The sequence below is a fragment of the Rhizobacter sp. P5_A1 genome (genome assembly GCF_056400745.1).
The window spans coordinates 253,929-266,481 of the sequence record NZ_JBFUKR010000003.1 but is presented as its reverse complement, the minus strand read 5'-3'; the positions used below and the strand labels follow the sequence as shown (position 1 = coordinate 266,481).

Genomic DNA, 12,553 nt, shown 5'->3' with positions numbered 1-12,553 from the left:
CCTTTGCCAGAGCACGCAGGAGCGATGTCAGCGATGCCCTATCTGGCTTCTCGGAGGGAGCGTGCGACACAACATCCGCTCGAGCGAAACGCAGCCGGTCATCACCCCGACGCCACTGCGAACCAGCCCGGCATCGGCGCCGCTGTCGGCACTGTGCCTGATCGCGCGGCTGCACCATGTCGCCGCCGATCCGGCCCACCTGGCGCACCAACTCGGCTGGCCACCAAGCCATGAACCGACTGTTGACGACCTGCTGATCGCCGCTCAGCAGTTGGGCCTCAAGACCAGGCGAAGCCGCAGCACGGCCGACCGCCTCAGTCTCACACCACTGCCGGCACTCGCGCTTCTGACCCATGACGACGTCAATGGTGACGCACCGAAGGTGGTCGTCCTCGCCCAATGCGACGGGCAGCGCGTGCTGTTCCTCGACCCGGCGGCGGGCACCGACGCACAGACCGCGCAACCGACGATCGAGCCGCTCGACACCTTCGCTGCGCACTGGAGTGGCGAACTGATCTTGATCACCAGCCGCGCCAGCCTCGCCGGCGCGCTGGCCCGATTCGACTTCAGCTGGTTCATCCCGAGCCTCGTCAAGTACCGGCGCCTGCTCGGCGAGGTGCTGCTCGTGTCGCTGTTCCTGCAGCTCTTCGCGCTCGTCAGCCCGCTGTTCTTCCAGGTCGTGATGGACAAGGTGCTGGTGCACCGCGGCCTGACCACGCTCGATGTGCTCGTCATCGGCCTGCTCGTCGTGACCCTCTTCGAGAGCGTGCTGACGACCTTGCGCAGCTACGTGTTCAGCCACACCACCAGCCGCATCGACGTCGAACTCGGCGCGCGCCTGTTCCGCCACCTCGTGAACCTGCCGCTGGCGTACTTCCAGGCGCGCCGGGTCGGCGACTCGGTCGCGCGGGTGCGCGAGCTCGAGAACATCCGCAGCTTCCTGACCGGCAACGCGATCACGCTGGTGCTCGATGTCGCGTTCTCGATCGTCTTCGTCGCGGTGATGTTCACGTACAGCGTGCCGCTGACCTTGATCGTGCTCGCCAGCCTGCCGCTCTATGCGATCCTGAGTGCGGCGCTGATGCCGATCCTGCGCGCCAGGCTGAACGAGAAGTTCGCGCGCGGCGCCGAGAACCAGGCGCTGCTCGTCGAAACCATCACCGGCATCCAGACCGTGAAGGCCAGCGCGCTGGAGCCGGTGCTCGCGAAGCGCTGGGACGAGCAACTTGCCGGCTATGTCTCGGCCAGTTTCCGGACCAGCACGCTCGCCAGCTACGGCCACCAGAGCATCGACCTGATCGGCAAGATCGCCAGCGCCGCCATGCTCTGGTACGGCGCACGGCTCGTGATGGACCAGCAGCTCAGCGTCGGCCAGTTCGTCGCGTTCAACATGTTCGCGCAGCGGGTGGCGCAGCCGATCATGCGCATGGCCCAGCTCTGGACCGATTTTCAACAGACCGGCATCTCGATGGCGCGGCTTGGCGACATCCTGAACACGCGCACCGAGGTACCGCCCGTGAATGCCGCGCAGTTGCCACCTCTGCGCGGCCGCATCCAGTTCGACGCGGTGAGCTTTCGCTACCGCCCCGAGGCGCCGCCGGTGCTGCAGCAACTCAACCTCGATGTGAAGGCCGGTGAGGTCATCGGCATCGTCGGCCGCTCGGGCTCGGGCAAGAGCACGCTGACCAAGCTCGTGCAGCGCCTGTACGTGCCCGAGCAGGGCCGCGTGCTGGTCGACGGCATCGACATCGGGCTGATCGACGCCGCGCAGCTGCGCCGTCAAGTCGGCGTGGTGCTGCAGGAGAACCTGCTGTTCAACCGCAGCGTGCGCGAGAACATCGCGATCGTCGACCCGGCCGCGCCGCTCCCCGCGGTGATGCGCGCGGCGCAGCTCGCCGGCGCACACGAGTTCATCAGTGAGCTGCCCGAGGGCTACGACACCATCGTCGGCGAGCAAGGCACCGGCCTCTCGGGCGGTCAGCGCCAGCGCGTCGCGATCGCGCGGGCGCTGTTCACCGACCCGCGAATCCTGATCCTCGACGAGGCGACCAGCGCGCTCGACTACGAGAGCGAAGCGATCCTGCAACGCAACATGCGCGCGATCTGCAAAGACCGCACCGTCATCGTCATTGCGCACCGGCTGAGCTCGGTGCGCAACGCACATCGCATCGTCGTGATGGACAAGGGCCGCATCGTCGAGGCCGGGCCACACGAGGACTTGCTGAAGGTGCCGAAGGGGCTGTATGCATACCTCTGGGGCATGCAGAGCGGAGCCGCCCCATGAGCGCGGCGAAGACTCCGCACCCTCTGCTGGTCGAACTGCTGGCGCGGTATCGCGGCGTCTTCCGCGCGGCGTGGGCGGCGCGGGCCGAACTGATCGGGCCGAAGCGCCTCGCCGATGAAGTCGCGTTTCTTCCTGCCGCGTTAAGCCTGCAGGAGACGCCCGCGCACCCGGCGCCACGGCGTGCAGCGATCGCGGTCTGCGCGCTCTTCGTGATCGCACTGGTCTGGGCCCTCCTCGGTCAGATCGACATCGTCGCGGTCGCGCCGGGCCGCATCGTTGTCAGCGACAACACGAAGAGCCTGCAGCCGCTCGAGGCCGGCGTCGTGCGCCGCGTGCTGATCAGGGACGGCGACGTGGTCAGGGCGGGGCAGCTCCTGGTCGAGCTCGACGCGACCAATGCCGCGGCCGACGGCGCCAGTGTGCAGGAACAGCTGAGCGCCGCGGTCTCGGAAGAGCGACGCACGACGGCGCTCGCCAGGGCGATCGAGTTGAATCGATCGCCGGTGCTGCCTGGGCCGGCCCGACCGAGCGAATCACGGGACAAGGTCCAGTTGCAGGCCGAGTGGGCCGACATAGGCGCCAGGCTCGCGAAGCTCGGTGCCGAGGCGGCCCATCGCCAGGCCGAGGTGGCCACGGTGCGCGAGCTGATCAACAAGCTCGAGGCGACGCTGCCGATCGCGAAGCAGCGCGAGGCCGATTTCAGGAGCTTGACCGAGCAGGGATTCATGTCCAGCCACGCCGGGCAGGACCGCACCCGCGAGCGCATCGAGATGGAGAGCGACCTCGCCACCCATCGCGCGAGACTCGGCGAAGCCCTCGCCGCGGTGCAGGAGGCCAACCAAGTGAGGGCCGCCTATCTGGCCGAGGCTCAGCGCAGCCTGAGCGAGCGCCACGCGCAGGCCGCCTCGAAACGCGAGCAGCTGACGCAAGAGCGCAGCAAGACCGAACAGCGCGCGCGCCTGGCGCAACTGACCGCTCCCGTCGACGGCACGGTGCAGCAGGTCGCGATCCACACCGAAGGCGGCGTCGTGACACCCGCGCAGGTGCTGATGGTGATCGTCCCAAAGGACGCGCAGGTCAGCGCCGAGGTGATCGTCGACAACAAGGACATCGGATTCGTCAACGCAGGGCAGACGGCGCAGATCAAGCTGGAGACATTCCCATTCACGCGCTACGGCACGGTGCCCGCGACGGTGAAGAGCGTCGTGGCCGATGCGGTCAACGACGAGAAGAAGGGAGCGATCTTTCCGGCGACGCTGACGCTGGGTCGAGCGGCGATCGACGTCGATGGGAAGCAGATCAGCCTGAGCCCGGGGATGAACATCACGGCGGAGATCAAGACGGGGAAGCGGCGGGTGATCGAGTACTTGCTGAGTCCGGTGCAGAAGTCGGTCGGGGAAAGTTTGAAGGAGCGATGAGATGCGATTGCCAGAGTTCGCGGTGGCCCCAGCGTACAGCGTGTTCCGAGTCAGCATCACGGCTGCGAGTCCACGGTTGCCAGTCAACGACGCGGTCGAGGTCGATCGACCAAGCAAACGCAGAACAACCGAGCAGGAATCCGGTGTCACCTCAGCTGACAGAGGCCATGCAAGCGATAGCAACTCAAGGGGCGTCGCATGACCGGATCGCCTTTGGACCTGACGCCCTTTGGCCCGTTGCTCAGTGCGTTCGGATTGCTCTACGGGGGGTTAGCGCTCGTTATGACGGCACTTGCGCTTGGGGTACCAAGGCGATGGTGGGTCAAAGTACCGCTGGCTGCAATAGTGCTCGCGGGGTTCACCTACCCCGTGGCGATCCAGGTTCACCAGAAGCGCGAGCAACGTGACGAGATCAAGGCCAAGCTCGCCGAAGCGACTGCTCTCTTTCAGGAGCGATGCAAAAGTGCCGGCGAGAAAGTCACCCGTACGGTCGAGAACGTCGAGGGTCTCTTGTTGATGAATATTCGACCCACGGAGATGAACTACGCCGAGCAGTTCCGCATGGACGATCCATACGGTCGCAACTGCGGGGGCGACGACTGCATCGCGCTGTACTTGTTCGACTACAAGATGGTACCGATCATGCCCGGCCCTAATGCAGGTCTCGAGCCAGTCACTTCTCGCCTGTACGCCTACGTCGACGTTGATGACGTCGCTACGGGGCAACGATTTCGCTATGCCAAGGAATCGGCGGTCTTGCCGCTAACGCGCAAACCGGCATTGGGACCAGGGCCGCGCTATGGAGTCGCGTGGGCCGACATTTCGACTCGCAGTGATCGCGAGCATTGGATCGCCGGCGGTTCGATCAAGGTCGTCGATGTCGAGACCAAGGAAGTCATAGCAGAACGAACGGGCTTCTTGATCGATACCGGGCAGGGCAGCGCCGACGGAGGTCGAAGTCCGTGGCCTTGGGCTCGCTCCAACTCAAAGGGTTGCCCACCGATAGCCGATCACAACCAGACGTTCGTCTCAAGAGTTCTAAAGCCGAAACACATGGAGTAGACATGACCACCAACGCCGTTACAACCTACCTCAAGTATGCGAACCTCCAAATGGCCACGGAGGCGTTTCTGGAGGACTCGGAAAGCTTCCGCGATCAGCTAATCAGTGGCAACAATCACTCCAGCAAATTCACCGAAGTCGTTGCCGATCAGTTCGTGAAAGACTGGAAGGCCGTTGCCTATCGGCCAAATGCGAACACAGGATTCAGCGGAACGTTGTTCGAGTGTCTGGTGGATGATCCGGCCCGCGGTCTGGTGAAAGGCGAATTGGTCCTGAGCTTCCGTTCAACGGAGTTCATCGACGATGCGGCCCGCGACAACCAAGCCACGAATGCGATGGAGATCAAGCCTTACGGCTGGGCTTTTGGTCAGATCGCCGACATGAAGAACTGGGTGGATTCGCTGTATTCGAGTGGGAAGATCACGGCCGACAAGCGGCTGACGGTGACGGGTTACAGCCTGGGCGGACACTTGGCAACGGCATTCAACATGCTGTTTCCCGGTGACGCCGACGCCACCTACACCTTCAACGGCGCGGGGGTGGGACGCACCCTAAACAACGTGTCGCTGGCCACAGCGATCGCGCAGTTCGACCAGATGCGATCGACCGCCGCCGACCTAAGCAGTCAGTTCACCGACGCAAGCGTGATCGCGCTCTATCGGAGCCTACGCGAGGTCCTTAAGAATGGCGCGCTCGTAACCCAGTCACAAATGGACGTCGCGCGCGCCCTAGCGCAAGGATTCGAACAGCCCAATACGCCGCCGTCCTGGGGCGCGCAAGCACGGATGCTCCTGGATGCATTGACGCGCATTCAGACAATCCAGGCCGAAATGGCTCGTGTGGTCGGGCTAAGCAGCGGAGGTGCCACGCCAACGAGTCCCGTAACGCCATCGGCCAGCAGCGTCGAAGCAACGGACCTCAACTACCAGCTCGCGGTGCTGATCGCGTCGCGTAACACCGAATCGATCGGCGTGATCGCCGGCGGCAAGCAAGCGCTGTTCGAGCGGCAACAAGGTCCCTACACGTTCGCCAACTTCTACGATGTGTATGGCTACACGATGCCCTCGGCAGTCTCGAACTCGCAGTTGCACTACGGCACGGCCACACCCGTCTTTATCGAAGACCAGCCGCTATGGCGCGGCGATGTCATCTGGAACGCAATCACTCAAACGTATGAGTACTCGGACACCAAGCTGTTGGTACCCGGCTATTCGCAGAACGATTTCGGCGACACCCACAGCCTGGTACTGCTGGTCGATTCCCTGAGCGTGCAGAACGCACTCGCCGCGCTCGATCCGGCCGTCTCGCAGGACACGCTGAACGAAATTCTGCAGTCTGCTTCGAACGCCACCAAGATGTCCGGAGTCGGCGCCGACAATCAGGGCCAAGCCGAAGGCGATGTGCTGGAACAAGTAGTCGACGCCCTGTACGGAATGTTCAAGAGTCCAAGCGCTCCACGGCTTGATACGACTCACTTGATGCAAGGCGGCACCTGGGCCGAGATTGGGCCTCGCAACCTCCTGTACGCACGCCTAGACGAGCTTGCAGGCGACGCGACATTCAAGGCCATCGCCGGCAGGGTGACTGTGACGTCGGCGGCTGGCGACGCGAGTCTCCCGACTCTCGCGCGCACTAGCCTCGGCGCGCTCTTGACCTTGCTAACGCTATCGCCAGTCCTGATCAAGGCCACAAATCCCGCGGATGCTTCTGCGGTCGAAGCGGCGTTCGCGACCGCCGCGCCCGTCGTGCGAACCGACTGGCTCGCCGACAAGGCGGCCATCGCCGCCGGCAAGCCCGCCACCAACTACACCGACACCTACCTCAACGACCGCCAGGCGATGCTGCAGTGGTCGATGACGCGCAACCTCGCCAACGTCGACGCACTGAACCCTCCCGGCGTGCAAGGCACGCACTACAAGGACGTCGCGTCGGGCGTCGAATTCGATGTGGGCGGCCTGCCCAACGACATCGTCGAGAAGCGCCAAGTCCAGTTCGGCGGGAGCGGAGACGATGCGCTGACCGGCAAGAAGCTCGGCGACCGCCTCTACGGCGGCGCTGGTGTCGACACGCTCCATGGTCTCGGCGGCGACGACTATCTCGAAGGCAACACGGGCGACGACGCACTGTATGGCGACGAAGGCAGCGACGCACTGCTGGGCGGAACTGGCGACGACATCCTCAACGGCGGCGCCGGCTACGACGACCTGTACGGCGGTGCCGGCACCGATGTCTACACCTTCGTATCCAGCTGGGGCCTGGACACGATCGACGACAGCGACGGCCTGGGATCGGTGGTGGTCACCGGCCTGGGTGCGATCAACGGCTCGGGCGCGACGAAGGTCGGCGACGGTGTCTGGCGCAACGCCGACAACAGCGTCTTCTACACCTTGCTCGACATGGGCGGCGGCCGAACCGACCTGCGCATCAGCGTCAGCTCGGCCGATCGAAAGGGTGGCGTGACGATCCGCAACTGGACCCCCGACAAGAGTCTGGGCATCACGCTGCCGGGCGCCGCCGCGCTCATCGCGCCGCACACCGACCTGCACATCGTCGGCGACATGAAGGCCGTCCCCAACAGTTTCGACGACCTGGGCAACCCGATCACGACCGGCGAGGCCCAACCCGATCGCTACGACAAGCTGTTCGACAGCGCCGGGGACGATCACATCGAAAGTTTCGGCGGCGACGACGTGATCTTCGCGCAGCGCGGCGGCAGCAACGTGGTCGAAACCGGAACCGGTCGAGATCTGGTCTACGGCGGGGCGGGTGTCGATTGGATCGAACTCGGCGCCGGCCGCGACTATGCCGGCACGGAGGCGGGCGACGACATACTGTGGGGCAGCGTCGCTTCCAGCTTCGATGCAGTCAATGGTCAACTCGTCGCCCAAGGCGACGACGAAGCCGACTTGATGAATGCCGGCGCGGGCAATGACATGCTGTTTGGCGGCGCCAGTGCCGACGCCCTGCTCGGCGAGGATGGCGCGGATGTCTTGGTGGGGGGCGCCGGCAACGACACGCTGTTCGGCGATCACCTGCTGCCGGTGACCCAGCTCTACTTCTGGGATTGGCAGCATCAGCAGACGACCAACGCCGACGGGAGGACGAACCGCGTGCTGTACGGGTTCGGAACGGCTGGCTATCCGGACCCCGGTTTTGGGCCCGACCAAGGGGCCGACATGCTCTTCGGTGGCGCGGGCGATGACTGGATGTTCGGCGACGGCGGTGACGACTATCTGAATGGCGGCAGCGGCGCCGATTACGTGGCCGGCGGTGCCGGTGCCGACATCATCGAGGGCGGATCGGGCAACGACGAACTCGATGGCGACGGCACCACCACTGACCCGACATCGCTGGACCACATTTCGGCAGCCGAGCACGGCAACGACGTCATCGACGGAGGCGAAGGAGACGACCTGATCTTCGGCGAAGGTGGGGCCGACGATCTCAGCGGAGGCACGGGGAACGACAGGATATTTGGCGATACGTCGACTTTGCCCGCGCAGTACCACGGTGACGACTTCCTCGATGGCGAGGACGGCGACGACTATCTCGACGGCAACGGCGGCAACGACGAAATTCATGGCGGCGAAGGCGCGGATGTATTGATCGGCGGCGCCGGAAACGACGAGCTCTCGGGCGAGGCCGGCAACGACGATCTGTTCGGCGACGATGCCAGGATCGATGCGGCGCTGAACGGCGATGACTACCTCGATGGCGGAGATGGCAACGACCAGCTCGTGGGCGGCGGCGGTGCCGATGATCTCTATGGTTCGGCCGGTAACGACAAGCTGTTCGGCGACGACAACGGCATCCCGCTCGCCCTGCAGGGCGACGACCATCTCGAAGGTGGCGAGGGCGACGACTACCTGAGCGGCCAGGGCGGCGCGGACACACTCATCGGCGGTACCGGCAATGACACGCTGTACGGCGGCGACGGCAACGACACACTCAACGGCGGCGCCGGTCTCGACTACCTCGATGGAGGCGCAGGTGACGATGTCTATGAGGCCAATCTGGGTGAAACCGGCACGCTGACGGGGAGCGCGGTCGAAGCGCTGGGCGACACGCAGGGGCAGAACCGGATCGTGTTCGGTGGCGGCTTCGATATCACGCAGATGTACCTCTATACCGGCGCGCCCGGCGGGGATCCGTACGTGATCCAGGGCAGCTATGCGTTCTATCTGAAGGGGATCATGTCGGGGAACATCGCGCAGATCGCGTTCGATGGCGGATCGAGCTACTCGTCGCAGGCGTTCCGGGCGAGAACCTATGCGAATCTTGTCCAGGTGAGCACGTTCATTCCGAACACCGAGCTGATTGGCGGACGCCAGTCGGACCGTCTCGCGGGGATAGGTGGCGGCTCGAGTTTCTGGGGTGGTCTCGGCAACGACATCATCACAGCCGCGGGCTTCGACAACACCTTCTTCTACGCGCAGGGCGACGGCGTCGACACGATCAGCGACACCAGCGCCATTCGAGATGCCGACGGCGTGCGACGCGAGAGCAAGATCGTGTTCGGAGCCGGAATCGAGCGGTCATCGATCAGGCTCGGTGTCGTCGGCGCGGTGCATGCGCTGGGCACTGCACCAGGGAGTGCGAGTCAGCTCGAGCTGCGAATCGACGGCGATCCGGGTGCTGTGCAGATCAATGGCGGCGTTGGCGCCGAGACCAGCGTCAATCTGATCGAGTTCGCCGACGGCACGACGCTGACGGTGCAGGAATTGGAGGCTGGCGGCTTCGATCTCGTGGGCACCGATGCAGCCGACTCGATCGATGGCACCGCGCTTGTCGACCGGATCGCCGGCGGCCTGGGCAACGACGTGCTCGCGGGCGGCGCCGGGCATGACATCTACCTCTACAAGCTGGGTGATGGCTCGGACGTCATCGACGAGAGCGCTGTCAACGTCTCCGACAACACGATGCGATTCGTCGACATCTTCAGTCCGTACAACGTGCAAGTGCGACGTGACGGAGCGAGTCTGGACTACCAGCTCGTCGTGGGGTCGGAGACCATCACGCTGAAGAACGGCGCGATGAACATCGAGTTCGGCGACGGGACGCTGTGGACACCGGACGTCGTCGCTGCCCGCGCACGGCTCGGCACCAACGGCGACGACTGGATCGTCGGCACCGAGGCGGCAGACACTCTCAACGGCGGCTTCGGCAACGACTTCCTGCAGGGTATGGCGGGCGATGACCTGTTGATCGGCGGCCCGGGAAGCGACACGCTCGATGGAGGCCACGGCAGCGACACCTACTTCATCGAAGCAGGCGACGGCGCCGACATCATCAATGACGATGGCTTCTCGGTCGACACCGACCGGGTGCTGTTCGGCGAAGGGGTCGCGCTTTCGGATCTCGTCTTCAGTCGAGTCAACGGCGTCGATCTGGTCCTGACGAGTGCATCGAAGGGCATTTCGCTGCGGCTCGCGGGCCAGTTCGATCTGACCGGTTCAGGCCGCAACGGGATCGAAGAGCTCGTCTTTGCCGATGGCAGCCGGGTGGACAAGGCCGCCATCGAACAGCTGACGCCGCGCATCACGAACGGCAACGACGTGATCGTCGGTACCGATGCCGACGACGCGATCGACGGCCTCGGCGGAGACGACACGATCCGCGGTCTCGGGGGCAACGATGTGCTGCGAGGCAGTGCAGGCAACGACCGGCTCTATGGCGGGGCGGGCGACGACACCTTCGACTTTCGCGTCGGCGATGGCAGCGACACGATCTCCGATGCCGACGCGCTCGCGAGCACAAACGGCGGAACCGACACGCTGCAGTTTGGCATCGGAATCGGCGTGGCCAGCACGTCCGTGGCCCGGCAAGGAGGCGATCTGCGCATCACCACCAGCGGCGGTGACCAGGTCGTCGTCGAGGGCTACTTCGGGCGCGGCGACTTCGAGCGAATCAGCTTCGCCGACGGGACGGTCTGGACGCAAGCCGACATCGCGTCCAAGTTGCCGATCAGCGGCACGGCAGGCGCCGACGTGCTCTCGGGAACACAGTCGGCCGACGTCATCAATGGCCTGGGGAATGCCGCCGGCACACTGGACACGATCTATGGCTACGCGGGAGACGACGTTCTGGACGGTGGTGCCGGCGCCGACGTGCTCTACGGCGGCGACGGCAACGACACCTTGCGAGGCGGCACCGATTCCGCCCGCAAGATCGCCTACCGCGATGCGCTCTACGGCGAGGCCGGCGACGACCGGCTGATCGGCGGCGACGCGCCGGCAGACATGGTCGGCGGGCTTGGCAACGATATCTATGTCGTCAACCTCGCGACAGACACAGTTCTGGAGAGCGCCAGCGAGGGGACCGACGACGTGCAATCGTCCGTGACCTGGACGCTCGGCGCCAACGTCGAGAACCTGACGCTGACCGGCGCGGCCACCCTCAACGGGACGGGCAACGGGCTTGACAACGTGCTTGTCGGCAATAGCGGGAAGAACACGCTGACAGGTGGCGCCGGCAACGACTGGCTGGACGGTGGGTCAAGCAACGACACGCTGCTCGGCGGAACCGGCAATGACACCTACGTCGTCGACATCTCGACCGATGCAATCATCGAGAACACCGGCGAAGGCGTCGACACGGTGCTGGCGGCGGTAACCTGGACATTGGGCAGCAATGTTGAGAACCTGACCCTGACGGGCGCCGCGGCGACCAGCGGGATCGGCAACGCGCTTGCGAACGTACTGAGGGGCAACAGCGGCGCCAACATCTTGAACGGTGACATCGGTGCCGACACGATGCTCGGCGGTGCGGGCGACGACACGTACGTCGTTGACAACATCGGCGACATCGTGATCGAGAATTTGGCCGAAGGCGTCGATGCGGTGCAGAGCAGCGTCAGCAGTGCGCTGGCCGCCAACGTCGAGAATTTGACACTGACAGGCGCCGTCGCGATCGATGGCACCGGCAACACACTCGACAACTTGATTGTCGGCAACGGCGCCAACAACACGCTCAGGGGCAATGCGGGCAACGACACGCTCGACGGCAGCGCCGGCAGCGACACGCTGCTGGGTGGCGAGGGAAACGACACCTATGCCGTCGACGCGGCTACGGACATCGTCACCGAGTTTGCCAACGAGGGCATCGACACCGTCCAGTCGGCCGTGGCGTGGACATTGGACGCCAACATCGAGAACCTGACGCTGACTGGAACGAAGGCGGTCTACGGCACCGGCAACGCGCTCGACAACATCTTGATCGGCAGCAGCGCCAACAACATCCTCTCGGGCGGAGCCGGCAACGACAAGCTCGAGGGCGGCCTGGGCAACGACACGATGCTCGGCGACGACGGCGACGACACCTACGACGGCGGCGCCGGAACCGACACGCTGACTGATACGTCGCTCACCTCCAGCGACACCTACCGCTGGGGCCTGGGGATGGGCACCGACACGATCACCGATTCGGGTGGGACGCTCGACCACGTGGACCTGTTCGCCGGCATCACGAAGGGGCAGCTGAAGTTCGTGAAGAACCTGAGCAACCTGGAACTCAGCCTGGCCGGGCAGAACGACAAGCTGGTGATCAAGAACTGGTACACGTCCAGCGCGAGCCAGATCGAGGAGTTCCGCTTGAGCGACGGGAGCAAGGTGCTCGCTTCGGAGGTTCAGGGCTTGCTGAGTGCAATGGCGCAGTTCTCGGCGTCGAAAGGCATGATGACGACCGGGCAGATCAGGCCGAACATGCTGGCCCTGAAGCTCGGGCGCTACGACGACATCTTCGCCGCGTCGGAGTGAACGCTCGTCGCGCGGTGCCGGGCAGCGAGCGGCGC

General features: G+C 64.8%; 4 protein-coding genes. All 4 read left to right on the top strand.

Going from position 1 to position 12,553, the window contains the following annotated elements; genetic code table 11:
- The first annotated feature begins 100 nt into the window (after positions 1-100).
- The gene (locus AC1DTW_RS04785; RefSeq protein ID WP_477979829.1) at positions 101-2,284 is read left to right on the top strand and encodes a type I secretion system permease/ATPase; all 2,184 of its coding nucleotides are present in this window, start codon (positions 101-103) and stop codon (positions 2,282-2,284) included.
- Positions 2,281-3,702 carry an HlyD family type I secretion periplasmic adaptor subunit gene (locus tag AC1DTW_RS04780; protein WP_477979646.1) on the top strand — a complete coding sequence of 474 codons (1,422 nt, stop codon included), beginning with the start codon at positions 2,281-2,283 and terminating at the stop codon, positions 3,700-3,702. Before AC1DTW_RS04785 ends, AC1DTW_RS04780 begins: the two co-directional genes overlap by 4 nt.
- 198 nt (positions 3,703-3,900) lie before the next feature.
- Complete coding sequence (locus AC1DTW_RS04775) at positions 3,901-4,764, top strand: hypothetical protein (protein WP_477979644.1); 864 nt, start codon at positions 3,901-3,903, stop codon at positions 4,762-4,764.
- A gap of 2 nt (positions 4,765-4,766) precedes the next feature.
- The gene (locus AC1DTW_RS04770; RefSeq protein ID WP_477979642.1) at positions 4,767-12,518 is read left to right on the top strand and encodes a calcium-binding protein; all 7,752 of its coding nucleotides are present in this window, start codon (positions 4,767-4,769) and stop codon (positions 12,516-12,518) included.
- Positions 12,519-12,553 lie beyond the last annotated feature (35 nt).

Excerpts from the sequence above, each read along its gene's own strand:
- AC1DTW_RS04780 (WP_477979646.1), top strand. The coding sequence starts at position 2,281 with ATGAGCGCGGCGAAGACTCCGCACCCTCTGCTGGTCGAACTGCTGGCG.
- AC1DTW_RS04775 (WP_477979644.1), top strand. The coding sequence starts at position 3,901 with ATGACCGGATCGCCTTTGGACCTGACGCCCTTTGGCCCGTTGCTCAGT.
- AC1DTW_RS04770 (WP_477979642.1), top strand. The coding sequence starts at position 4,767 with ATGACCACCAACGCCGTTACAACCTACCTCAAGTATGCGAACCTCCAA.